At 51.4% G+C, this 22,566-nt stretch carries 24 protein-coding genes and 1 riboswitch; of the genes, 7 read left to right on the top strand and 17 right to left on the bottom strand.

Annotated features, from left to right (window positions below):
* Positions 1-326 precede the first annotated feature (326 nt).
* Positions 327-1,397, top strand: a complete 1,071-nt coding sequence (locus LKK83_RS14155; protein WP_324631824.1) for a C39 family peptidase — start codon at positions 327-329, stop codon at positions 1,395-1,397.
* 377 nt (positions 1,398-1,774) lie between these two features.
* On the opposite strand, the gene LKK83_RS14160 is transcribed toward LKK83_RS14155, so the two are convergent.
* Genes LKK83_RS14160 through LKK83_RS14170 form a run of 3 tightly spaced genes read right to left on the bottom strand, consistent with a single transcriptional unit; the run spans position 1,775 to position 4,418 of the window.
* Complete coding sequence (locus LKK83_RS14160; RefSeq protein WP_324631825.1) at positions 1,775-2,710, bottom strand: phosphate ABC transporter substrate-binding protein; 936 nt, start codon at positions 2,708-2,710, stop codon at positions 1,775-1,777.
* 59 nt (positions 2,711-2,769) lie between these two features.
* Positions 2,770-3,699 carry a phosphate ABC transporter substrate-binding protein gene (locus tag LKK83_RS14165; RefSeq protein WP_324631826.1) on the bottom strand — a complete coding sequence of 310 codons (930 nt, stop codon included), beginning with the start codon at positions 3,697-3,699 and terminating at the stop codon, positions 2,770-2,772.
* 14 nt (positions 3,700-3,713) lie between these two features.
* On the bottom strand, positions 3,714-4,418 hold the full coding sequence (locus tag LKK83_RS14170) for a PspA/IM30 family protein (RefSeq protein ID WP_324631827.1): 705 nt from the start codon (positions 4,416-4,418) through the stop codon (positions 3,714-3,716).
* Positions 4,419-4,804: 386 nt separating this feature from the next.
* On the opposite strand from LKK83_RS14170, the gene LKK83_RS14175 reads away from it, so the two are divergent.
* From LKK83_RS14175 to LKK83_RS14185, 3 genes are all read left to right on the top strand, one after another.
* Complete coding sequence (locus tag LKK83_RS14175) at positions 4,805-5,053, top strand: hypothetical protein (protein WP_324631828.1); 249 nt, start codon at positions 4,805-4,807, stop codon at positions 5,051-5,053.
* 272 nt (positions 5,054-5,325) lie between these two features.
* Positions 5,326-6,567 (top strand): AI-2E family transporter, encoded by a 1,242-nt coding sequence (locus LKK83_RS14180; RefSeq protein WP_324631829.1) that lies wholly within the window; start codon positions 5,326-5,328, stop codon positions 6,565-6,567.
* Between the two features lie 151 nt (positions 6,568-6,718).
* Positions 6,719-7,900, top strand: coding sequence for a homocysteine biosynthesis protein (locus LKK83_RS14185; protein ID WP_324631830.1), 1,182 nt, complete (start codon positions 6,719-6,721; stop codon positions 7,898-7,900).
* A gap of 124 nt (positions 7,901-8,024) precedes the next feature.
* On the opposite strand, the gene LKK83_RS14190 is transcribed toward LKK83_RS14185, so the two are convergent.
* Complete coding sequence (locus tag LKK83_RS14190) at positions 8,025-9,044, bottom strand: hypothetical protein (protein WP_324631831.1); 1,020 nt, start codon at positions 9,042-9,044, stop codon at positions 8,025-8,027.
* A gap of 933 nt (positions 9,045-9,977) precedes the next feature.
* Between LKK83_RS14190 and LKK83_RS14195 the strand changes: the two genes are divergently transcribed.
* A complete protein-coding gene (locus LKK83_RS14195) occupies positions 9,978-10,892 on the top strand; it encodes a tetratricopeptide repeat protein (RefSeq protein ID WP_324631832.1) in 915 nt (304 codons plus the stop codon).
* 408 nt (positions 10,893-11,300) lie between these two features.
* Here LKK83_RS14195 and LKK83_RS14200 read toward each other — a convergent pair whose 3' ends face one another.
* Genes LKK83_RS14200 through LKK83_RS14210 form a run of 3 tightly spaced genes read right to left on the bottom strand, consistent with a single transcriptional unit; the run spans position 11,301 to position 13,648 of the window.
* Positions 11,301-13,028 (bottom strand): succinate dehydrogenase/fumarate reductase flavoprotein subunit, encoded by a 1,728-nt coding sequence (locus LKK83_RS14200; protein WP_324631833.1) that lies wholly within the window; start codon positions 13,026-13,028, stop codon positions 11,301-11,303.
* Between the two features lie 37 nt (positions 13,029-13,065).
* Positions 13,066-13,371: a hypothetical protein gene (locus LKK83_RS14205; protein ID WP_324631834.1), complete on the bottom strand. Its 306-nt coding sequence runs from the start codon at positions 13,369-13,371 to the stop codon at positions 13,066-13,068.
* Complete coding sequence (locus tag LKK83_RS14210) at positions 13,334-13,648, bottom strand: hypothetical protein (protein ID WP_324631836.1); 315 nt, start codon at positions 13,646-13,648, stop codon at positions 13,334-13,336. Before LKK83_RS14210 ends, LKK83_RS14205 begins: the two co-directional genes overlap by 38 nt.
* Before the next feature lie 677 nt (positions 13,649-14,325).
* Between LKK83_RS14210 and LKK83_RS14215 the strand changes: the two genes are divergently transcribed.
* Positions 14,326-15,018, top strand: coding sequence for a tetratricopeptide repeat protein (locus LKK83_RS14215; protein ID WP_324631837.1), 693 nt, complete (start codon positions 14,326-14,328; stop codon positions 15,016-15,018).
* A 337-nt stretch (positions 15,019-15,355) separates the two neighbouring features.
* On the opposite strand, the gene cobW is transcribed toward LKK83_RS14215, so the two are convergent.
* The 10 genes from cobW to LKK83_RS14265 all read right to left on the bottom strand — a co-directional run bounded on the left by cobW (position 15,356) and on the right by LKK83_RS14265 (position 21,768).
* Positions 15,356-16,417 carry a cobalamin biosynthesis protein CobW gene (gene cobW, locus LKK83_RS14220; protein WP_324631838.1) on the bottom strand — a complete coding sequence of 354 codons (1,062 nt, stop codon included), beginning with the start codon at positions 16,415-16,417 and terminating at the stop codon, positions 15,356-15,358.
* A 239-nt stretch (positions 16,418-16,656) separates the two neighbouring features.
* Positions 16,657-17,076, bottom strand: a complete 420-nt coding sequence (locus tag LKK83_RS14225) for a DUF1636 domain-containing protein (protein ID WP_324631839.1) — start codon at positions 17,074-17,076, stop codon at positions 16,657-16,659.
* Between the two features lie 129 nt (positions 17,077-17,205).
* Entirely contained in the window at positions 17,206-18,057 is an 852-nt protein-coding gene (locus LKK83_RS14230; RefSeq protein ID WP_324631840.1) for an energy-coupling factor ABC transporter ATP-binding protein, read from the bottom strand.
* A 42-nt stretch (positions 18,058-18,099) separates the two neighbouring features.
* A complete protein-coding gene (gene cbiQ / locus LKK83_RS14235; protein ID WP_324631841.1) occupies positions 18,100-18,897 on the bottom strand; it encodes a cobalt ECF transporter T component CbiQ in 798 nt (265 codons plus the stop codon).
* Positions 18,898-18,946: 49 nt separating this feature from the next.
* A complete protein-coding gene (locus tag LKK83_RS14240; protein WP_324631842.1) occupies positions 18,947-19,243 on the bottom strand; it encodes an energy-coupling factor ABC transporter substrate-binding protein in 297 nt (98 codons plus the stop codon).
* A 3-nt stretch (positions 19,244-19,246) separates the two neighbouring features.
* The gene (locus tag LKK83_RS14245) at positions 19,247-20,023 is read right to left on the bottom strand and encodes an energy-coupling factor ABC transporter permease (RefSeq protein WP_442957315.1); all 777 of its coding nucleotides are present in this window, start codon (positions 20,021-20,023) and stop codon (positions 19,247-19,249) included.
* A gap of 8 nt (positions 20,024-20,031) precedes the next feature.
* On the bottom strand, positions 20,032-20,217 hold the full coding sequence (locus LKK83_RS14250) for a hypothetical protein (RefSeq protein ID WP_324631843.1): 186 nt from the start codon (positions 20,215-20,217) through the stop codon (positions 20,032-20,034).
* 83 nt (positions 20,218-20,300) lie between these two features.
* Entirely contained in the window at positions 20,301-20,444 is a 144-nt protein-coding gene (locus LKK83_RS14255) for a hypothetical protein (RefSeq protein ID WP_324631844.1), read from the bottom strand.
* Between the two features lie 23 nt (positions 20,445-20,467).
* A riboswitch (cobalamin riboswitch) is annotated at positions 20,468-20,645 on the bottom strand.
* A 141-nt stretch (positions 20,646-20,786) separates the two neighbouring features.
* Positions 20,787-21,374: a Crp/Fnr family transcriptional regulator gene (locus tag LKK83_RS14260; protein WP_324631845.1), complete on the bottom strand. Its 588-nt coding sequence runs from the start codon at positions 21,372-21,374 to the stop codon at positions 20,787-20,789.
* A gap of 148 nt (positions 21,375-21,522) precedes the next feature.
* Positions 21,523-21,768 (bottom strand): DUF7219 family protein, encoded by a 246-nt coding sequence (locus tag LKK83_RS14265; protein WP_324631846.1) that lies wholly within the window; start codon positions 21,766-21,768, stop codon positions 21,523-21,525.
* Between the two features lie 496 nt (positions 21,769-22,264).
* Here LKK83_RS14265 and LKK83_RS14270 point away from each other — a divergent pair, with 496 nt between their 5' ends.
* The gene (locus tag LKK83_RS14270; protein WP_324631847.1) at positions 22,265-22,462 is read left to right on the top strand and encodes a hypothetical protein; all 198 of its coding nucleotides are present in this window, start codon (positions 22,265-22,267) and stop codon (positions 22,460-22,462) included.
* Positions 22,463-22,566: the final 104 nt, after the last annotated feature.

A 22,566-nucleotide genomic window follows, 5' to 3' on the forward strand; every position in this document is an offset into this window, starting at 1 on the left:
CGTAGGGCTTAGGCTGGTCAGCTACCTAAAGTCAGGGGCTAGAAGCCCCGTCTCTTTAGAGCGGGGTGCTGACAAGTTCGCGATCGGATGTTCTAGCAGGATAATCTTTTCCAAGATAGCAAGGAAATCCCCACCGAGGAGAGAAGGGGGAGGCGGGGGCGGTTAACTCTGGGGAAGGAATGGAGAATTTGGGTTTGTATTTCCCCACCGGGGGAACTCGAAGGAATTTTCCGGAGCGATCGCAATTTTGCTCGCAATAAATTTTAGACGCTAAACCTCGATTGTAGCGTTCTATTTGCCCTATTGTTTGCCCCACTCTTAACATTATGTCTGTCGTCAAAGAAAACACGCTCGCGGTTCTTCAAGCACAAGATAAGATTTTACCGCTCTCGCAAGTGGCACAGAATGAAATTCTCACCCGGGACGTGCAAGAGCGATTGATCGAGTTAAAATTACTCGACCCCCCGGTAGATGGCAAATTCGGTCCGCTAACCACCGCATCTTTGCAACGGTTTCAAATTTTGGCGGGGATTAAAGGAGAGTCAGAAGCATTGGGTCCGAAAACTGTGGCGGCGCTGCTGACTTACACCCCGGATAATTTGCCCTCACCTGCGATCGCCCTGCGAACCCGCCGGGAAACCATTTTTAAAACCCGTCCCCTGCAATCTTCCACCTTAAGTCCCCACGAACAATTTAAAGTAGACGGGGGTCAAGGTTTTGCCCTGGCGAATTACGAAGGGGGTCATCGCCGTCACTATCGCATTACCTTGCAAGACGCCATCCAAAACCAATACATTTGGTATGCCTTCGAGGAGCATGTGGAACTGCTCTCCGACAACCAACCGATGTCTCGACCGCAACAGCTTGCCAGTTCCGTGCGCTTAAACGTGCCGTATAAGTCGCAAATGGATAACTGGTATAATCCCAGTGGGTCTTGCAACGTCACCTCGTTGGCCATGTGCTTGGAGTATCTGGGTGTCCCGCGATACGATAACCGCTTTCGCCAGTTAGAGGACGAGTTATATCAATGGTGTCTGGATAAAGGGTATAGCCGTCACCATCCGGAAGATTTAGCCCAGGTGGTGCGTGACTACCACCGCACCGATGACTTCACCTATTGGGGCACCATCGAGCGCTGTCAGGACCACCTGCGCGGCGGGAACCCTTGTGTGATTCACGGCTATTTTACCAGCTTCGGTCACATTATTGTGCTGGTCGGGTTTGATGAAAAGGGCTTTATCGTCCACGACCCTTATGGCGAATGGTTCTCCTCCGGATATTGGCGCAACCAACCCGGGAATCAAAACCGGGGCAAATATCTGCACTACAGTTACAATCTGATTCGCCGCACTTGTCTGCCCGATGGCCAGTTTTGGGTTCACTACATCAGTCGCTAATGCGTGGTTTGGTGTAAACTAACATTTCTCCCTGGTGTCATCGCCGCCTTGAATGCTGATGCTTTGTAGCTGTTGCATTCGGGCGGCTTTTTTGTGGGAGCCAAAAATTTCCCAGTGGGACTTGCGATCGCCCTTGGAAATTGGCCACCGGGGGCGATCGCATACACCGTCCCCCCCATTCCATCCGTAATCAATTATACCAAATCTCGTCCCTCGGCCAGCAAATTATCGTGCATCCTCACAGTCAGACAGGAGCCTGGAAAGGGGAGACCCGGGCAAATGGTATAAGGACAGAGCCATGCTTTTTCCCTACGTTATTTCGCTATTTTATTAGCGCAAAAAAGACGTTTGCTATTTAACTTTTTATCTATTCTTAGTTATTTATTCTCTATTTTAAATGACTTATCCTCGATAATTGCTTGCCCTGTTGCAGAATTTATATATCCTAAAAAAGCTTTCACTGCCGCAGTGGGGGGATAGGAGTAAACGTAAAATAACTGACGCTGATAGGGATAGTTTGCTGCTTCTGGGGTCAAGCCGGCGATCGGCACCACCCGCACCGTTTGCTGGTTGGCAACCTGAGCGTAAGTAGCATAGCCGATTCCATCGGTGCCCAAAGCTTGCAGCAGGGGGGTGGTAGCATCCCGGTCCATCTGAGCGATATTGGGGGTGGTGCCAAATTCAGCCCCATCGAGCACCAATTCTCGAAACACCTGATGGGTACCGCTCACCGGGGGGCGATTGATGACCCGGATTTCACCGGCACTTCCGCCAACTGCAGACCAATCGGTGATTTTCCCCTGAAAGATCTGCCGCACTTGTTCCGGAGTCAAGCTGCGACGGTAGGGATTGTTGCGACCCACCACCACCGCGATCGCATCCGTTGCCACAGGCATTGCCATCAACCCCTGACTTTTTTCGGTCTCACTCAGGGGTCGAGAGGATGCCGCAATATCCGCTTCGCCTCTGAGCAGTGCCGCGATGCCCTCACTCGAACCTGTGGCTCGAGCGGTGACGGTAGTACCGGGAAACTGACTTTCAAACCCATCTTTGAACCGCTGATTAATCGTCACCATCGTGGTAGACCCTTCGATCCGCACCGTGGTACCCGCCGGCAAAGCATTGGGCGGGTCAATCCCAGACCCCGAGGGCGGAGGTGCCTGGGGCAGGGGGGCGCTGGGCAAATCCCCTGGCGTTACCACATCCCGCCGTTGGGGTGGGGATTCCCGGAAAAAAAACCAGTAGCCCCCACCTTCCAAGGCGAGAATCAGTAAAACGTAAACAATGCTAGGAATGCCACCGCTTTTAGCCATCAAACTCTCTGTGACAATTGCAGCTATTGTATCCTAGTCAAGGCTTAAGCCTAAAACAGTTAATTCCCCGACAACATAGCTTGCTGTCCTTCCGGGGAAGTGGCATATCCCAAGAAGTATTGCACTGCTTGATTCGGCGGGGTTTTGTACGCATAATAGAGAATGCGTTGCAAGGGATAGTTAGCCGCTTCCGGGGTCATCCCCCCAATCGGCACCACCCGCACCGTTTGCTGGTTGGCCACCTGAGCGTAGGTGGCATAGCCGATACCATTATCCCCCAATTCGCGCAGTAACCCGGTGGTTTCGTCCCGGGGCATCGTGGTAATGTTTGGCGTGGTGCCAAAATTGCCCCCATCGAGTACCATTTCCTGAAATGCCTGATGGGTTCCGCTCACCGCCGGACGATTGATGACTCGGATTTCCCTATCCGGTCCGCCCACTGCAGACCAGTTGGTGATTTCTCCTTGGAAAATTTGCCGCACTTGCTCCCGGGTTAACCCCTGGCGATAGGGATTGTCTGCCCCCACCACCACGGCAATTCGATCCGAGGCGATCGCCACCGCCGCCAACCCTTGCCCTTGTTCTTCCGGCGTCAGCGGGCGCGAAATCGCTGCGATATCTGCATTTCCCGACAGCACCGCTTGAATTCCATTGTCCGTGCCATTGGCTGTGGTTGCCACAGTGGTGCCGGGAAATTGTCCCTCAAAGCCTTGTTTGAGGTTTTGATTGATGGTTACCATACTGGTAGACCCATCAATGTTCGCTGTAGTCCCTGCCGGCACGGAGGTGGGCATGGAAAAATTCTCTCCGGAACTCGCCGTGGGTGCGGCGGGGGGTGCGGCGGGGGGCGTCTGTTGCGTCTCAGAAGTTCCCATCGGATTTATCGATTCTGAGCCTTGGTTGCGGGTAAAAAACCAGTATCCCAGTGCCGCGAGAATCAGAATGATGAGAATATATACAATTGGAGGAGGTCCGCTTTTTTTTGCCATGATGATTCTGTGCCTTATGGTTCGTTTGTAGACCCTTCTAACCGTTGCAAGCGGCGCGCTACTTCGTCGTCTAAGCTCATTTTTTCTAAGTCGGCTTGCAGTTTTTCGTTTTCGTTTTCCGAGAGTTCTGCCAACGCCTGTTGTTCGAGATTGCGCCGCTCTACTGCGCCTTTCGCCGATTCAAATTGCGATCGCGCCGAATCGATATTCAGGTCGCTATTGACTTTCGCCATCGCCGCGAGGGCTTCATTGATTTCCGACATATCTTTCATGTTTTGCATATCGGTTTTGTAGGCTTCGAGTTTGGCTCGCTCGCGATTGAGTTTATCTTGAGAAGCGTTTACATATTCTTCGGCTTGTTTTACTTGCGTTTCGAGCTGTGGCAGCAGTTGCTCGATTTGAATCACTTTCGACATCGCCAAGCGCGCGGCTGCTCGATTGCCATTTTTTTGGGCCGTCAGCGCTTGGCGCTCGAAGGTTTGCATTTCTTTAACTTTGGCTTCGTATTTTTGCTTGGCTCGCTGATAGGCGGCAACTTGAGTGGCGACGGCTTGTGCCAGTTTTTCGACGGATTCTTGCATCGATCGCAAGGATTCTTCCGCCACTGCTACGGCAACTTTGCCCCCGGATTCTACCGGGATGCCCCACAACCAGTTCCAAGTGCCCACAATGGTTCTGCCGGCTTTTTCGCCGAATAACCAATAAATTGCTTTTTTCATAAGCCCTCAACCCGCTACGGTTTGCTAGTTTTTTAGCCGATTGTACATCAGCAATCTGGTGGCGATCCGTTTCTTAACCCGTTTTTAACTCCTGTGAGTAAAATAGCGTTATGCAATGAAAATTGATGGGAGATTTGAGCCGAGCGAATTGATGGCAACACAGAGGCGAGGGAGGTTACCGAAGCCTTGTTTGCATGGATGTGCTTTTTTTGTGGTTTTGAGAATGGATCGCTCATCCCGGAATCCCCCAACCGATGCCCTTTGTAGACTGCTTTAGCATAAGTTTTTTAAATTGTCAATAGATTGAGTCAAATTTGTTGGATGTAATTGACGGTTCGATCGCTTCGGGTGGGCGTGCTTGAAAATCTGCTGATTCTGTCGCGATAATGAGTCAACAATCGAGCATCGAACCCAAACCCGGAATGACTATGGAGAGTAATATTGGATTTGTTCTCAAAGTGGCGATCGCCTCAGGGGTACTTTCGGCGGCGATCAAGTACCTCGGACCGTATTTGTCCATTCCCCCGACTTCGGCGATCGCTGGCATCTGCGTTGTTCTCCCCACCCTCGTTTTGCTGGCGGTGTTTGCCCGGCGGCTGTATTTTCAGCGCCACACCCCAAACCAATCCGAGTAAAATAACGAGTTGATGGTTGGTGATTTGTCATGCGTTACTGTCTGAAGAGAGACTCGCGATCGCTGCCTTGGTGAATTGAGGGCCAAGTGGGCAACTGCCCGGTAAAAAGATAGGGTAGGTAAGTCATTCAGGGAGAAGACGCAGGATGAAAAGCCAGGATAGGGCACAGACGGATCGGGGGCAAGGGGGGGAGAAATGAGCGTGAAAGGGAGAGAAAAAGCCACCGGGCGATCGGGGAGCTTAAACGGGCAGGAGAGGAGGGAATTCATATCGTGACATTAGGTCAGTGGCTCGGCTTACTAACCATCATCATTTCGTTATATATTCTGTGGCAGATTCGCGAAATTGTCCTGCTCGTTTTTGCGGCGGTGGTATTGGCAACGGCGCTGAATCGACTGGCGCGGCGGTTGCAAAATTTGCGAATCGAGCGCGGGTGGGCAGTGGCGATGTCCATCGCGATTTTACTGATTATTTTGGTGGGATTTTTCTGGCTGATCGTGCCGCCATTTGCCGCACAGTTTCAGCAACTCATTCAACTGCTGAACTTAGGATTTCAGGAATTAAACGAGTGGCTCGATCGCGTCAGAATCGTAGTGCCGCCGCAGTTGAAGCAATATCTGCCCGACCTGAACAGTATTTTCCAACAACTCCAGCCGTTAGTCAATCAACTGGTGGGCGGCGCTGGTGCGGTAGTGGGCGGAACCTTGGGCGTGCTGCTGAGCTTTTTATTGGTGTTAGTTTTGTCCCTGATGATGGTGACGAATCCGCAAGCGTATCGCAAAGCATTTGTGCGGATGTTTCCCTCATTTTATCGGCGACGAGTGGATGGAATTTTAGATAAATGCGATGTGGCATTAGGGGGGTGGTTAATTGGGATTTTGTTTAACATGATGGTGATTGCCGTATTTAGCTGGATTGGCTTATCCATTTTGGGCGTGCCCTTAGCGCTGGCGAATGGAGTATTGGCGGGATTGCTGACATTTATTCCGAATATTGGGCCAGCATTGAGTGTGATTCCCCCGATGGCGATCGCCCTCTTAGATGCCCCCTGGAAATCCCTAGCCGTGTTGATTTTGTACGTGGTCATTCAGCAAGGGGAAAGTAACTTCCTCACCCCTTACGTGATGGCGGAACAAGTTGCACTGTTGCCTGCGGTGACGTTACTCGCGCAAGTGTTTTTTGCCTCATTTTTTGGGTTTTTAGGGTTATTTTTAGCCTTGCCGCTGACCGTGGTAGTTCAAGTTTGGCTGCAAGAAGTATTGATAAAAGATGTGTTGGATGCATGGCGCATCCATCATCACTACCAAGGGGAGGAAGTCAATCCTCCAGAACTGATAGAAGGCGAGTCAGAAGCGGAAGAACCAACCGCCGCTTTACCCCCAGCAGAAGAAGAATCGATGCCGGAGAATATAGGGGAGCGAGATAACAGCGATCGCGAGGATAAACATCAGCAGTCAAAGAGCGATCGCTCGCCAAATCCAGATAATAGAATTGGCGAACAAAGCAGCTCTTAAAACCGAACTAGAATCGGCAATCATCCGAGCAATGATGGTTTAAAATATTGCAGGTTTTTCCCGGCGAATCGCCACAGGTTTACCCGGTATCAAAGCCTGCAGTGCGATTGGCCAAACCTGAAAGAGTTTCTCTCGAGATGTAATAGCGAATATGCGAACGATTGGCGAAATTAACGACAAAATCAGCCGCAAAGAAGCGGTGGTGCTAACGGTAGAAGAAGTTAAAGCCCAAGTTGCCGAACGGGGCGTAACGGAAGTGGTGAAGGAAGTGGATGTGATTACCACCGGCACCTTTGAACCGATGGAATCATCTGGGGCGATGATTAATCTGGGTCACACGGATCCGCCGATTAAAATACGTCGGTGTTGGTTAGATGGAGTCTGTGCCTATGCCGGTTTTGGCAGCGTAGATTTGTATCTCGGAGCAACCGAAATTTGCGAAGCGCAAGAGGGAGAAGATGCCAAAGAACGGGGTGGGGGTCATGTGATTGAAGATTTGATTGCCGGCAAACCGATTCATTTGCGAGCGATCGGGCAGATGACTCATTGCTATCCCCGGGGGTCTTTTGAAACCACGATTACCCGGGACACAATCAATCAGTTTTACTTGTTCAATCCCCGAAGTTTATATCAAAATTCTATCGTGGGGGTGAATGGCGGCGATCGCCCCCTGTTTACCTATCTCGGACCGTTGCAACCGAATCTCGGCAATGCGGTTTACTGCAATACCGGCGCACTCTCCCCATTGCTCAACGACCCCGAATTGAAGGCGATCGGCATGGGGACGCGGATTTTTCTCGGCGGAGGCACCGGTTATATCATCTGGGAAGGCACCCAGCATTTTCCCAAACAAAAGCGCTTACCGAATAAAACCCCCATTGGTCCGGCGGCAACCTTAGCCTTAATCGGGGATGCCAAACAAATGAACCCGCGCTGGGTGCGCGGGTGCTACTTCAAAAACTACGGTCCGTCATTAATGCTCGGCGTCGGGGTTCCCCTGCCGGTTTTGCAAGAAGAAGTAGTCTTGCGATGTGCCGTGCAAGATGAAGACATTGTAGCCCCCGTGGTGGATTTCGCGATTCCTCGCCGAGTGCGCCCCACCTTTGGGTTGGTGAGCTACGCCCAACTGAAAACCGGGCGAATCACCATCGAGGGCAAATCCGTGCGCGCCGCGCCCCTGGCGAGTATTTTCTTATCCCGTCAAGTGGCATTGGAATTGAAGCAGTGGATCGAAGCGGGGGAATTTACCCTCACCGAATCGGTTGGCCCAATTCCAATGGATCGCGCTTTTTTACCCCAAAATATGTGGGGGTCTCAAATGAATTTGGAATAGGAAAATCATTACTCGGCTCGATGTGGAAACCGAAACGCTTTGCGGAGGAAATGAAAAGAGAAACCGGGGCAATTTAATCATCTCCCCATTTCTGCTTGACCCTTCCTCCGGGCGCGAGTATTCTTTATCCCTCCTCTTTCGGTTTTGGCTTACTGGGCTTCACCGGACCCGAAGCGGAACCGCTGCGCGAAGATGACGAGTAAGACGGTGGTTTTCCAGAGCGTTTGGGACGGTTGGAATACCTTTTGCCTTGTGGTTTGCGCGAGGAAAATTTCTTCCGCTTCGAGGGAATCATTCCCATATCATTGCCTTGGCTAATTTTGAGAATATCTCCTTGGCGTTCCACGTGCAAATCCCAAAAGTGACCCACGGCTTTTCCCGGTAAGGTTCCTTGAAGTTGCAACTTGAAAAACTTCGCTTTGGCAGAATCCTTGCGACTCTGTTTGATTTTGACAACGATATATTCCTGGTCTTGGGATTGATAGACCACCTCACCTCGAACGGAAAAATAGCCCTCGGGCATATTGGGACTCATGGCTTCAGCTATGACACTTTCCTCAGAGGTGTCCGGGGAAGGTGGGGTAGCTGAGTCCGGGGTGCTGGTGGCTGACTCCGATGAGCGATCGCGACGGGCAAATTTCTCCACAGCGGTTGAGAGTTTTTCTGGCTCCCAAACCCCCATGATTTGAGCGTGTAAATTTTGCTCTTTTTGCCTGGTTCTCGGATAAACCACCCACAGGTGATCTTCTTCTAAGTTGAGGTGGTTTTTCACCAAACTCATCACTTTACCCAACAATACGGCATCGATGAGGGTTCCATCTTGCGTCACCAGGTTTCCGCGCGTGAATTGTTCGTCCGAGGGCTGATAGCGACCTTCTACTAAGCCGATCGCCCGGTACTGTCTGGGTTCAGACGGAGGCGGAATCGGCTGTTGTCGCATGTCTTGGACCTCCGCCTGGGGGGCGGTGTCTGTCTCGGTGGTACCCTCGGCGTTAGTGGCAGCATGATTCCCACTGGTGGGTTCTGCTGCTGCTGGAGTCGGTGGCGACTCTGACTCGGAGGACTGGACTGGCTCAGGCGGCTGAGACTGAGTGGGATCGGGCGTGTTGGGTGATTGGGAAAACTGATTGGGAGAGGAATTCATAAAACCTCCTTGCGGCGGAGACACATCCGGATAGGGCTAAATCAGAAAACGCGATAAAATTCTAAACCTGCTGGTTGGCAGGTTCTTGCAAAATCGCTGATGATATGGCAATCGACAATCCATCAAATAACAAATTCAACCCCTCAAGGGGGGGTCGATCGCGCTGATGTCTGCTTATTTTACCTAGAATGCAACGAGGCTAGGGAAAAATCCGCATTGTTTCTCGGTGGACCTCTAGCCCGGGAAAACACTTGCACCCGTGGAATCTACTCGGTTTCAGAGCGTCTCGGTGAGCAACGCGCGAAACACTCTGTTACATCGAGAGTGTTTGCGAGTGCCCTTCACTCTAGTCGAGGGAATCCCATCGCTACATTCTATTGGGTTGCCATTTCTCGATGCCGCTAAATTCCTAGTCAAGAATTTAATTGCACTGGCAATTGATTTTTTTGCATTTTCCCCCAGAATGGGCCAGGGGATATGGATTGACAAGAGGATAAGGCGATCGCGGATGACAGAGGCTTGCTGCTTTGAGAGAGCTAATACCATTTTTATTTAACAACGAAACCGTTAGGATGCCCCCCGTCGCTCCCCCTTGGATCCCCCTCCCGTGCCCCTTAAAAAGAGGGGGAGGCGAGAGGAATAAATGTTTATCTCACGGGGGAAACAACTCAGCCCCCCAATTCATCGGGGGGTTGGGGGGATCCGCTCGTGAATTCCTGGGGGATTCTTTTCGGTTAGGGGAGAAAGTAGATGCGGCGGGGCAATGGGGCCGCTGACCTCTCTACAATCCCCAGGTAAAAATTCCCTCGGGGTTCTGTGACAACCGAGGCAAATTTTGGCCCCTAAACGACTCACCGCCCACATCGGATCCCCTGACATTTGCTGGGGGAGAAACGCTCACAAAACTGTCATCGAGCGTTAGGATGGACTAAAATGGCAATTAGAGTTCAAGGGGATATTGTGTCGGAAAAGCGCGGGCGTTGGATGGTGAAGCTGGTGATGGCGGTTGGGCTAGTCGCCTTTTTGGGGATAGGACTCTATCCCGTGGTCAATGGAGTGCTCGAGACCACTCAAGCCAATAGTCAGACCCCTGCGGCTGAAACCACCCAGCAGACAACTAATCCGCAGCAGGGGGATCTCGAGGCGCGAGCTCGGGGTTACGAACTGGTGCTGGAACGGGAACCGGAAAATGAGACGGCGTTGCGGGGATTGTTGGAAACCAAGCTGCAACTGCAAGATCTCCCCGGGGCAGTGGCGGCGCTGGAAAAATTAGTGGAACTGAAGCCGGAACGTACCGATTATGCGGTGCTGCTGGCCCAAGGAAAGCAACAAATTCAAGATTTTGAGGGCGCGGCGCAAGTTTATCGCTCGATTATTAAATCGCAACCGGGCAATATCAATGGGTTGCAAGGGTATGTGAATTTACTGCTACAACAAGATCGACCCTCAGCGGCGATCGGTTTGCTCGAAGATACCCTGCAAAAGGCGGGACAAGCCAATCAACTGCAACCCGGAAGTGTGGATGTGGTGTCGGTGCAGGTGATTTTAGGGCAGGTGTACGCCGATCGCCAACGCTTTGAAGAAGCCCTGGCGGTTTATGATGAAGCCATTAAAGCCGATCCCGAGGATTTTCGCCCGATATTTGCTAAGGCGATCGTCCTGCAACGTCAAGGCAAATCTGAAGAAGCAAAACCCCTGTTCGATACCGCCGCACAATTGGCCCCGCCAGAGTATCGCGACCAAATTAACCAACAAGCCGAACAGCTTTCGGCTGAACCCCCAGCTAGCCCCTCCCCCGAGTCGGAAGAAGCCGCTTCCCCAGAACCGGAAACTGAGGCTGCAGAGTAATTTATCCGCCAAAGCGCGATCGCTTCACGGCTCAATTGAGCCTGGGTGGGCAGTGACCCACCCATTTTTAATGGCATTTTGCGATCGGGTTTCCCGCCTTTTGACACATTTAATTTGCAAGTTTCAATCATGCAAAATAATTGGCACGTTTTAACTCGTTAACTCGTTTAACTCGTTCCCCCCAGGGGGGAACGTCCCTCCCAAGGCTCCGCCTCCCCCCCAATCAATGTGCAACAAAATAATTTGCACCCTTGCTTACCGAAGGAGACGGGGACTGAAAGTCCCCGCCTCATAGCTGAAGTCGTCTAAAGACGACTGGGGGAATTGGGCATTGCTGACCCGAATGGCAATGCCCGAATTTTCCGATAACCCACGCCAAATAAATGTGCAATTTAAACGTTTCAGCGCTTAATACTTGCGTTCTTTTGGCTCGAACTGGGTGATGGTCACTGGGCGATAGCGAATATCCACCCCCGCCGGAGAATAATACGCAAGAGAGTGCTTCAGGAAATTGGCATCATCGCGATCGCCATAATCTTCCCGACAGTGGGCACCGCGACTTTCCTGGCGATTCAGAGCGCTGGTCAAAATCAACTCACCGACAATGGTCAAACTGCGAAGTTCTAACGCTTCCACAATTTCCGTATTCCACAACTTCCCTTTGTCATCTAAATAAATTTGTTCGTAGCGCTGCTGAATCTCTTGCAACTTCTCTAACCCCGTCTGCATCAGAGATTCGCTGCGAAATACGCCACAATATTCGCTCATGCAGTCTTGAAACGCTTGGCGGACTTCGCCGATGCGAGAGGAACCGTTGCGATCGAGCAGGGATTGAATTTCTTGGTGGGCGTCTTTCAGATAGCGTTGCTCGTTAACCGAGGGCAGTTTGCGGTTTTGCACGTAGCGGGCGATCGCCGCCCCGGTGAGTTTTCCATACACCACGCACTCCAGCAAGGAATTGCTCCCCAGGCGGTTTGCCCCATGCACGGACACGCAAGCGGTTTCCCCCGCCGAGAAAAACCCTTCCACCAATCCATCCGGACCGCTACGCACCTGTCCTTCGGTATTGACGGGAATCCCCCCCATCGAGTAATGGGCGGTGGGACGCACCGGCATGGGTTCATGTACCGCATCGATCCCCAGCAGACGGTGCGCTTCTTCCCAACAAAACGGAATCCGGTCCATAATTTTTTCCCGTCCCATGTGGCGCAGGTCGAGAAATACGCAAGGGCCTCCACTCCCCCCGTCGGGATGTACCCCGCGACCGGCGCGAATTTCCCGGGTGATGGCGCGGGAGGTAATGTCGCGCGGGGCGAGTTCCATGCGACTGGGGGCATAATTCGCCATGAAGCGATCGCCGTCACTATTAATCAAATACGCCCCTTCCCCGCGCACTGCTTCGGAAATTAACACCCCGACTGGATACAACCCGGTGGGATGAAATTGCACGAATTCCATATCCTGCAAGGGCACTCCCGCTAACGCTGACATGGCTAACCCGTCGCCGGTGGAGGCAAAATCATTGGAGGTGGTATTAAACACTCGTCCGTACCCCCCGGTGGCAAACATCACCACTTTGGCGCGCACTACTTCGATATGACCATCCACCAGACGGTACATCACCAACCCTTTGGCCACTCCGTCTTCTAAAATCAGGCGCATGACGTACCATTCGTCATAAATCCGCACCCCATACCGCCCCAGGTTATTCACCAATTCGTGCAACATGGCATGCCCGGTTTTATCGGCGGCGTAGCAGGTGCGGTTGTGGCTGTGTCCGCCAAAGGCTCTCTGGGCAATGCGTCCATCGGCCAACCGGGAAAACATCACGCCCATGTGTTCTAGGTCGATGACTACATCGGGCGCTTCTTTGGTGAGAATTTCTACCGCATCTTGGTCGGCGAGGTAGTCGGATCCTTTGACGGTATCGAAAGCGTGCGCTTCCCAGCTATCCTGCGAATCTACATTTTTTAGGGTGGCTGCGATCCCGCCTTGCGCCGCTACGGAATGGGACCGAATCGGGTGGGTTTTGGCCACTACGGCTACATCTAAGCTGGGATCGATACGCCCGATTTCTACGGCGGCGCGACACCCGGCAAGTCCACCACCTACGATAATAACGTCGTGTTCTAGCATTTCTGTGTCGGTTCTATTTCTTTTATTTAACCCACGTTTAATTGAATTGAAATTCAATCCGGGGAAAGGGATTCGTTTCGAGGGTACAACATTTTTCACCCTCTATTCCAGTGCCGGTCAAGATGCGATCGCCGGTTTGTGCGCTCAAAAAAAATTCCCCACCCAAGGGCGAGGAGTTTTTACTTGGGTTTGGCGATCGCCGCTTCTGGCGGCACAATCCATTGAGATGTCCGCCGGGGGTTGTGGTTTGCTCGGAGTCGGCGGCGATCGCGCTGCGTTTTTTCCTTCCCGGGTGCTTTTCGGATTTAGCTTGGTGCTTGGGCGGGATTACTGCTGGGAACATTTCTAGATTCGGATCCGGCGGGTTGGGTGGCGCTGTCTACCGGGTTGAGTTCGATGTGATTGAGCAAGGTGGTGACAAAGGCAAACACCAGAAATGGCAAGGATAAGACGAGAATCAGTCCTACGGTGGCGAGGGCGTAGATTTGGCGCTCGGTACTCCATAATGCTAATGCGGAGGCCAAACTGAGGAAAATCACGATTAACCAAATGATGATTTGTCCGTAGATATCCCCAAAGGTTAGGGTGCAGCTAAGCCGGTATTTTTGCAGATTTTTCATAAATCATTGCCTCTCAAATGCTAATTGTCAGATACTAAGGTACTATTTTGACGCAATTTGCATCGATGTCTAAAGATTTTTAACGGATTTGCAACATCACTTTACAATTGGCTTATCTTTGCTGCCTCGAGAAATATCCGGGGATTGCGAGGGGCTTGGTTCCTTTAAGCGAGAGGCTTTGCCCGCTTTTGAGCTGGGGGATGACAGGGGCAAAATTGGCTCGAAAAAAGCCTTTCTCGGGAGTCGCGATCGCCCTTTAATTGTTACAAAATTTTACATCCATTCCGGCGTTGCTTCAGGGTTGGGGGATTTTACGGCGTGGTTGTGGGTTGTTTGCGCCGCAATGAGTGCTCGGCAACTGGCCGATCCACCGGAAGAAGAGGGTTTGAAGGTTATAAAAAGGGAGTTCGAGGGTGCAAGGTTTCGGCGATCGCCGGAAAAAAAGCTAGCAGATCTAGGGGCTAAAAATGTAAGCTATATTACAAAATACAGTGAATTTTTGCCGCAATAATTTATAAAAAAGCAGGTGATTTCCATCGCCAATTCGGCAACTCTGTTAAGGAAAGTTAACTAAAATTACAAAAAACTCGGAACTATAAAATTTTCCCTAAGAAAACCCGGAGGGATAGAAAAGTTGGGATAAGGTAAGAAGCAAGCAGGTTGAGAGAAAATGTCCTATGGAACCAGTCATAGCTGCAGTAGCATTAATCGCGGTAGTTTGTTGGGCTTTAAGCCTCAACGAACAGCCTTGCGCCCCGATCGCGCCTGAGATAGAAGCGAGCGATCGCTTGTCTGTGACATCGCCGCAATCGAATCTAGTCTCGGGAATTGCCACTGCCACGGAGTCGGATAAATCGGATAAAATCGAATATAGCGAGCCGAGGGAGGAAAAACCGACGGGGACTTATGAAGAGTGGAAGCAAGAAGGCGATCGCTTGCGGTTGCAGAAAGCCTATATTCCGGCGATCGCCGCTTACGAACGCGCATTGATCCTCAAACCCAATGCGTCTTATGTCTGGCAACAGCGGGGTGAGGCGCTGAAGCGATTGCAACTGTACGAAGAAGCGATCGCCTCTTATCGCAAAGCTATTGAAGTCAGTGCCAATCCGATTTCGCGTTACCAAGGTTGGAATGGTTTAGGGGCATTGCTATTCACCCTCGAACAATATGAAGAATCGATTTTTGCCTACAAGCAAGCCTTAGCCTTGTGCCCCAATGGCATGGGTTCGCCTCATATTTTGGAAATGGAAGGAATTGCCTGGTCGAAGTTAAATCGCTTCCACGAAGCGGGGGATTGCTACACGCAAGCCTATGATAAAGCCGTAGAACTCTCGGAAAGCACGTTCGGAAAATTCAATTCCCTCGCCTAAGAATACTTGAGGAAGCCAATATGAGTGCAACTGGGAACTCCAAACCGATAACATGTGGGTGGGCGATGGTTAACTCCCTGCACAACACAACATGACATCCAAGGGGAGTTCTCTCAATTATTATCTAATTGCAAATCCACCCTCGACAATGCCCATTTTCCAAATCCCTAAAGAGACGCGCCGAGGCGCGTCTCTTCTGTTGCAGGGGGGGTGGGCAACGAGTTGCCCACCCTACGACTTGCAGTAAAAGCATTTCAGTCGGTTTCAACCGAATGCAATGTTGTGAGATGGGGGGATTTATCCCCCGTTGGGTGTTGCAACTGGTGCAAGATATGGGTTATACAGCACTCAGCGATGGTTCGGCGGACAAGCGAGACTCGATCTGCGTCCCATCTAAAGCGCGACCGATAAACACCAGTTGCGTATGACGGGCTGATTCGGCTTGCCAGGGGCGATCGTAGAAATATTCAAAGCGGTTGCCTACCCCTTGTACCACCAGGCGCATGGGTTTATTCGGCACGGAAACAAACCCTTTAATCCGATAAATTTCCTGCTGTTGCACCAGTTCTCGTAACTGCGCCACCAGGGATTTCGGGTCAAAGCTGCGATCGAGACTCACATTCACCGAGGTGATGTCATCGTCATGTTCGTGCTCTTCCTCGGTGTCGTGATGGCTGGGACGAGTTTCTAAATTATCTTCCACTGCAGCATTGAAGCCAAGCAGCAAATCCGCACTCACATCGCGACTTTCGCAGGGCACGATTTTGACGCTGGGGGGCAGTTGACTTCGCAACCAGTGGATAACTTTGGTTTGGGTTTCGGCGCTGACTAAATCTACTTTGGTCAGCAGTACCAAGTCCGCACAAGCGAGCTGATCTTCAAACAGTTCCTCGATCGGGGTTTCATGTTCCAGGTTCGGATCCGCTTGGCGCGCTTGCTCGATCGCCTCGATATCCCCCACCAGGGTTCCGGCGGCGATCGCCTCACAATCCACCACCGTCACGACGCCATCCACCGTGGCACCGGTGCGAATTCCCGGCCACCGGAAGGCTTGCACCAAGGGTTTGGGTAACGCTAACCCCGAGGTTTCGATCAAAATCGCATCCAGTTGGTCTTTGCGCTTTAGCAATTCCTGCATGGTGGGCAAAAATTCTTCTTGCACGGTACAACACAGGCAGCCATTGGTCAACTCCACAATGTTCCCCTCGCCGGTTGCGCTTGACTCTTCTTCGCACACTTGGCAAGATTTGAGAAACTCTCCATCAATGCCCACTTCGCCAAATTCGTTGACGAGGACCGCAATGCGCCGCCCTTGAGTGTTTTGCAGTAAGTGACGAATGGCGGTAGTTTTGCCAGCGCCGAGAAATCCAGTAATGACCGTAACGGGTAATTTGTGCATCGATATTCCTCCTGAGGATAACAATAAACCTGATTTGTCGGGTGGGCAATGCCCACCATCCCCTATCTGTCTGATGGCCTCTCGTTGAAAATTCTGGGTAACATCAAGTAAAAACGCAATAAATCGGCGTCGATACAGTAAAATTCACCCATCGCTTTCACCACGAAACGAATCGGGGGCGTTTCTCTCACTAATCGAACCCACCTGGGAAAGGCTAGCCTGTAGCGAGAATACCTCACTTAAACCGATTCGGCAGTTGGCGAGGCAACCGTCACCGACGAGAGGGGCGGAATTTTGGCCAACACCCCTTTTTTCAAAGCTTCGGGTCGCTCGGACCAGGGAAGTTGTCCGTCGGGTTTGGCGACATACTGTGCGGCACAGGCTAACACTGCTGTGGGGGTACACTCTTCCGTGGCGGGTAAGTCGCCGAACAGGTAAGTATATTTCCCGGGGGCAGAAAAGGCCACGGTACAGGCGTGAGTGCAACCGCTCATGCAGGCGACCGGTTGCAGGGAAACGCGATCGCGCAATTCCCACTTTTCGTGCAGGGTAGTGAGCTGTGCGAGCAGTTGTTCGCCGCCGCTGGTGCCGACTCGCTGCCCGTTTTTCCACGTGCTGGCGCAGGTGGTACAAACAAACACAGTATGGGTTTGATTCATGGCTCGACTTTTCCTAATAAAAATCAACGGGTTAACAAGTGTAAGAAAATTTATAGCTTATTGGGTTGACTCACTGGGGTTGGGTTGTAAAGAGGCGATTCATCGCCTTTCTCCGGGGAGTCGGTAATTTTATCTCCATTCCTCCAGTTGGGACATTCTTTCTTGCCATTCTCGAACGGTTTTCGGGGGAGTACCATAGCGCAACCGCATCTGCGGGGGTAACGCTTGCCAAACTTCCCATAAAATCGGGAAACCGAGTTGCAATTGTTCCAGAATATCGCGGCGATCGAAGATATCGGTTGCTTCTCCTTCCATCACCAATTGACCCCGATGCAAGATAAATATCCAATCGGCCCATTCATAGGCTAAATTTAAGTCATGGGTGGCCATCACAATGGTGGTGCCGGCTGCATGAATGCGATCGAGTTGGGCAATCAGATGTCGCGTCTGCATTTTATCTAAATACGCCGTGGGTTCGTCGAGTAATAATAGTTCCGGTTGCAGGGCCATGACGCCGGCGAGGGCGACGCGGCGTTTTTGTCCTAAACTCAGGTGATGCAAGGGGCGATCGCCTAAGCTTTGCAAGCCAAAATCCGCGATCGCTCGTTCTTGCCTTTTGTGGATTTCTGCTGGCGCTAATTTTAGGTTACATAATCCATAGGAAATATCCTCCGCCACCGTACCGGCAACTAATTGTTGTTCTGGATCTTGAAACGCCAGTCCGATTCGCTCTCGCCAGCGCTTTAATCGGTGGCGATCGTAGGTCAACGCTTCCCCGCGCCATGCAATCGTTCCCTTTTCCAGTTTGTGCAACCCATCCGCTAGCAATAACAAGGTGGATTTACCACAACCATTTTGTCCCACCAACGCACTTTTTTTTTCCGCCGGTACCGACAGGCTGAGTCCGTTTATGGCAGGGGTTTCTCCCCCGGGATAGCGGTAGTAAACCTCCTCAAATTTTAGCAGCGGATGGTTCATCATTTTGCCTTAATCTGACGCGCGGTGGATACCGAATATGCGATATTAACTGACACGCATCCAGACCTCCAATCCCCCTAATACAATACAGCCGATCGCCGCTTCTAAAGCATATCGTTTAGAATAGCACGATTGCCGGAGGGATTCAACCCGAAATTCGCCTTCAAATCCTCGGGCGGCGACGCCCAAAGAAAACTGTTGATAGCGCTGCAAACTGCGGGCCAGCAATTGACTGACGAGCAAACTAATGCTGTGCATCGATCGCGTCCAACTGCGGTATCCCCCCCGGGCTTCCTGTGCGGTTTTTAACTGATAAGCAGTTTGCAGCAGAATAAACACAAAACGGTACATTAATAACAACAATTCCCCCAGCAGGGCGGGCATTCCCAGGCGGCGGAAGGTCTGCAACAATTGAACAAACGGCACGGTTAACAGCAGAAATAACAAGCAACTGATGCTCGCCAAACTGCGGATGGCAATTAAAGCGGCTTGTCCGATACCGCTGCGACTGATATAAACGTACCATTGCCCGAAGTTGGCTCCCTTCCAGGCATCGCTGGCGATGATTTTTATCTGCGCCGAGGACACAATTTGCACCGCCAAAGCGGGCAAGCTCATTAACAGAAATACCGACATGACTGCCATCAGTTTCCAATACACTCGCGGGGGAATTCTCGCATAGGCCAATATCCACAGTGCCATCCAAATCGCGATCGCAATTTGAGTGGGAGGATGGGCGATCGCTGCAATTGCCAACAACACTACTGCGAAAATTAACTTCTGTTCTGGTGGCAAACTAGACAGACGATTTCTATAAGCGAGGGTATCGATTTCCAGATGCATTCTGCCGAGTTTACTGCCCCAGAGTCGGTGAGTGTCATCACGAGAACTTTTATTTTAACCGATGTTGCGATCGCCCTTTAAATACTCCGATCGCATAGCCGATGGTTCCCGCGCCAATTGCCGCTTGCAAGGCAAATAACAGACTTTCCGTTTCGCCTCCGGGCGGTTCGACAATCGGGCCAAACCAAGGCTCGTACTCGGGCTTAACTTCGCCGATCGCTTCTTCTGCTTGTCCATCTGCTCCGCCGAATTCCGAATCGCGAATTACAATCAATGGAATGGTGGCAAGCAGGATAACGCCAGCGAGCAATAGCCAATTATTCCATCTGGTTTTTGAAGCATTCACGGCTTATCCTCCTCGTTTGATGGGTTTCAAAACTTCCAGGTCTTCTCGGTTATAAGATTCTAACCAATTCCACACCATTACGGTGAGCAATCCTTCACTAATTGCCAGGGGAATTTGCGTCAGGGCAAAGATGCCGGCAAATTTGAGAAATGAGGCAAAAATGCCTCCCACGGGAGCGGGAAATGCCAGGGCCAGTTGAATGGAAGTGACCAAATAAGTAGTCAAATTAGCCAGTGCTGCACCGAGAAAAATGGCCACCTGATTTTTACCGGTGCTGGTGGCGATCGCGCGATAAACGCCATAGGCGACAAACGGTCCGACTACTGCCATTGAAAAGGCATTTGCTCCTAGGGTGGTTAAGCCCCCATGCGCCAATAGTAGGGCTTGAAACAACAAGACTAACGTGCCGAGAACTGCCATTGTTAGCGGACCAAATAACATGGCTCCCAATCCGGTACCGGTGGGGTGGGAAGAGCTTCCCGTCACCGAAGGAATTTTTAAGGCGGAAAGGACAAAGGTAAATGCACCGGCGAGGGCGAGGAGCAGTTTCATTTCCGGATTTTCTCGTACTATGCGGTTGAGCGATCGCAACCCTAAAACGAAAAATGGCAGAAACACGACCCACCAAAAAATTGCCCAGCCTACGGGTAAAAATCCTTCCATAATATGCATGGCTTGGGCGGGTTTTGGATACAAAACCGTGACGCCAAATCCCACGCCGAATAGGAGGAATTGCGCGAAACCCCGGGGGTTAAAAACAGACGCTAACTTTTGCTTCATGTTGTTGCTTACTGGCTCAAAGAGAGAGAAAGTGCAGGTTCGTAATCCGGGTTTGGGTTGCCCGGATTTCCCCGACCCACGAACGGCGGATCCATTGTGAGTTTGAGTTCAAACAATCGAGCGATCGCCTCGACGGATGGTTGTGGGGGGAGTTTGAAACGCGGGAGTTTTGTGAGGGCTTTCCCGATAGGCATCGCCAAATCTCACCCGTGGCGACAGATATTTTTTCTGCCCTACTGCCCCCACAGGGAACGAATGCTGTCCGAATCAGTTATATTTAAGCCCCAAAAACGCGCTTTTTTACCACAAAAAAAAACTGCCCTGGGGTCAGAAAAATCCGATGCATGTCAAACGAGGCACCATCACGAGCCAGTGCCGCGATCGCCGTTACCCATTTTTGCTGTCGCGATTCCATTCTCATCCGTACCTCGCAGATGAATTCAAAAGTTTACCATCCTGTCGGCGGGTATTCTGACTCAGAGACCGAATGGGAAGCGCGCTGTTTGACGTTCAGACCCATCCCTCTCATTACAGCTGCGGGACAGCGCCGGACTTTGCACCGGACTTTCCCCCTGTTGTCTGATGGCTGACCCCCATCAGAACCGACATTAAGAACATATCTTATCATACCGAGGCGATTTTTCTAGAGCGCTCTATCAATTTTTTTGAGGGGGTGCTGCAGGTGTGCTGGATGGAGACGGGCAAAAAAAAGGCGAACGCCGGGTTCGCCTGTATCCTCGCTTTTCTGAGTGCTTTTAAATCCCTACGCCGGGGGCTGCAGGGTGAAGCGATCGTACAATATAAAGGCGCTGCGGCGAGGGCGATGCAGAACCCCCTCCCGTTCGAATCGCTGCAGGAGGCGGGTGACGGTGACGCGCGAGATGGCGATCGCTTCGCCGATTTCCTGATGCGTCAGGGGCACCTCAACTAACTGCCCCCCTTCCACAGGACGGCCAAATTTGCCCCCTAACCAAAATAAAAATTGCAGTAAGCGGCGATCCACTTGTTTGGAATGAATGATGCTCAAGAGTTGTTCGGTTTGCTGGGCGTGGGTGCGGATGGCGTCTAAGGATTGGGGCCACTGTTGGGCGGAAATCATGCTGACTTCCACATCGCTTAAGCATTCGAGTTGATAGCCTTTGATGCAAGACACGGGTTGTCCCACCACATCCCCCGGTCCCCAATAGCCGGTGGCGATCGCGCTACCTTCTTCACTCCAAGTCATGCTGCGGACAATGCCACGTTCGATTTTCCACAGCACGTCTTTCCATAGGGGAATCAAGTCTTTGCGGCTAAAGGTTCGCCGCGCCGGTAGAGCTGAAACGGAAGCCAAAGATGCAATGGTCATCATAAAACTGTGATTTGATAAGTTATCTCGAAATTGTCAGGTTCGGTCACGATCGCAGGAGGCGAACTGCAATCGATTTTGCTGGGTCAACTGGGATCCGTTTTTTCAGCTACGGCAATCCCACCCCGCCTCCCTCTCGTCCTCGGGGTATTTATTCTCCCGGCGTCGAGTTCTGACCGATTCCCAATTGTTTTTTCGTTTTTTTCAGGTTTTTCCAAAGCGTTTTGATTTCTTGGTACGCCTCTTCCGGCGCTAACTTTCCCCCCGTTTCCAGGCCGCTAATCAAACTCACCCGATGGGCAAATTCCTGCAAATTGGCATTAAACATCATGTTTTCTGGGGTGAATTCGCCATAGTAGCGACTTCTAGGATGTAAAAAGTTAAACTTGTCTGTCATGGCTTTACTCCAACCTTGTCCCTTTCTATCTACTGGAAAATCAGGACGGCTACCGGAATTCACCGATAAAGTAACCCGGCCACCATTTCAATAATGGGGGAAAAAGGTTCCATCTAGCAACAACCGCGAGCGATCGCCCTTGCGGATCTCGCCTCGGGGGGTTTGGCGATTCGGTTGCTCATTGCATTCCATTGTTCTTGCCTTCATCTAACAAAAAAGTCAATCGACTGTCAGTGAAATTTACATCGCACAACCTCCTGATACTGTCTGATTTCCTCTCAATTTATCTCACGGGAATCGATTTAAAATCAATCAAAAGGTAGATTATTCAGTAGCTTGCGGGTGTTACGTATTTTTCACATTTTTGTAAAGGATTTGCAATTTGAGAGCAAAGAGGTACCCACAATAGCATTCCGAGGCAGAGAATTGCGATCGCGCGGGGGAAACCCCACGCGGCGGCTAAGACAGAACACCCTGATGGTGAAAGGGGGTTTCGGTGGATCCATCTGGTGCCAGAGACATTCACTCTGTCACCAAACGATCGCTCATTCCGTCCCTTGGGAATTTCCCCTCGGGGTGGGCGATCGCCCTCGGGAACGAGCCGTCTCGGAACGCAAAACAGTTGCATGCAGGCACTTTGGCCGTTTTGCCCACCGCTGCAACTGTAGATGATTTCCGTTTGATTATCCCATAAATCTAAATATTTTACATCATCAGACCGGTAGACTTTCATCTATCTCAGGGTAGAATTAGCCTATACGGAGATTGTCCGATCGCTCACCCATCCGTGGGCGCTGA

Source organism: Phormidium sp. CCY1219 (assembly GCF_035615515.1).
In the GTDB taxonomy this organism is placed as follows: Bacteria; Cyanobacteriota; Cyanobacteriia; order Cyanobacteriales; family Laspinemataceae; genus CCY1219.

Excerpts from the sequence above, each read along its gene's own strand:
- LKK83_RS14155 (WP_324631824.1), top strand. The coding sequence starts at position 327 with ATGTCTGTCGTCAAAGAAAACACGCTCGCGGTTCTTCAAGCACAAGAT.
- LKK83_RS14160 (WP_324631825.1), bottom strand. The coding sequence starts at position 2,710 with ATGGCTAAAAGCGGTGGCATTCCTAGCATTGTTTACGTTTTACTGATT.
- LKK83_RS14165 (WP_324631826.1), bottom strand. The coding sequence starts at position 3,699 with ATGGCAAAAAAAAGCGGACCTCCTCCAATTGTATATATTCTCATCATT.
- LKK83_RS14170 (WP_324631827.1), bottom strand. The coding sequence starts at position 4,418 with ATGAAAAAAGCAATTTATTGGTTATTCGGCGAAAAAGCCGGCAGAACC.
- LKK83_RS14175 (WP_324631828.1), top strand. The coding sequence starts at position 4,805 with ATGAGTCAACAATCGAGCATCGAACCCAAACCCGGAATGACTATGGAG.
- LKK83_RS14185 (WP_324631830.1), top strand. The coding sequence starts at position 6,719 with ATGCGAACGATTGGCGAAATTAACGACAAAATCAGCCGCAAAGAAGCG.
- LKK83_RS14190 (WP_324631831.1), bottom strand. The coding sequence starts at position 9,044 with ATGAATTCCTCTCCCAATCAGTTTTCCCAATCACCCAACACGCCCGAT.
- LKK83_RS14195 (WP_324631832.1), top strand. The coding sequence starts at position 9,978 with ATGGCAATTAGAGTTCAAGGGGATATTGTGTCGGAAAAGCGCGGGCGT.
- LKK83_RS14200 (WP_324631833.1), bottom strand. The coding sequence starts at position 13,028 with ATGCTAGAACACGACGTTATTATCGTAGGTGGTGGACTTGCCGGGTGT.
- LKK83_RS14205 (WP_324631834.1), bottom strand. The coding sequence starts at position 13,371 with ATGTTCCCAGCAGTAATCCCGCCCAAGCACCAAGCTAAATCCGAAAAG.
- LKK83_RS14210 (WP_324631836.1), bottom strand. The coding sequence starts at position 13,648 with ATGAAAAATCTGCAAAAATACCGGCTTAGCTGCACCCTAACCTTTGGG.
- LKK83_RS14215 (WP_324631837.1), top strand. The coding sequence starts at position 14,326 with ATGGAACCAGTCATAGCTGCAGTAGCATTAATCGCGGTAGTTTGTTGG.
- cobW (WP_324631838.1), bottom strand. The coding sequence starts at position 16,417 with ATGCACAAATTACCCGTTACGGTCATTACTGGATTTCTCGGCGCTGGC.
- LKK83_RS14225 (WP_324631839.1), bottom strand. The coding sequence starts at position 17,076 with ATGAATCAAACCCATACTGTGTTTGTTTGTACCACCTGCGCCAGCACG.
- LKK83_RS14230 (WP_324631840.1), bottom strand. The coding sequence starts at position 18,057 with ATGATGAACCATCCGCTGCTAAAATTTGAGGAGGTTTACTACCGCTAT.
- cbiQ (WP_324631841.1), bottom strand. The coding sequence starts at position 18,897 with ATGCATCTGGAAATCGATACCCTCGCTTATAGAAATCGTCTGTCTAGT.
- LKK83_RS14245 (WP_442957315.1), bottom strand. The coding sequence starts at position 20,023 with ATGAAGCAAAAGTTAGCGTCTGTTTTTAACCCCCGGGGTTTCGCGCAA.
- LKK83_RS14250 (WP_324631843.1), bottom strand. The coding sequence starts at position 20,217 with ATGCCTATCGGGAAAGCCCTCACAAAACTCCCGCGTTTCAAACTCCCC.
- LKK83_RS14255 (WP_324631844.1), bottom strand. The coding sequence starts at position 20,444 with ATGAGAATGGAATCGCGACAGCAAAAATGGGTAACGGCGATCGCGGCA.
- LKK83_RS14260 (WP_324631845.1), bottom strand. The coding sequence starts at position 21,374 with ATGATGACCATTGCATCTTTGGCTTCCGTTTCAGCTCTACCGGCGCGG.
- LKK83_RS14265 (WP_324631846.1), bottom strand. The coding sequence starts at position 21,768 with ATGACAGACAAGTTTAACTTTTTACATCCTAGAAGTCGCTACTATGGC.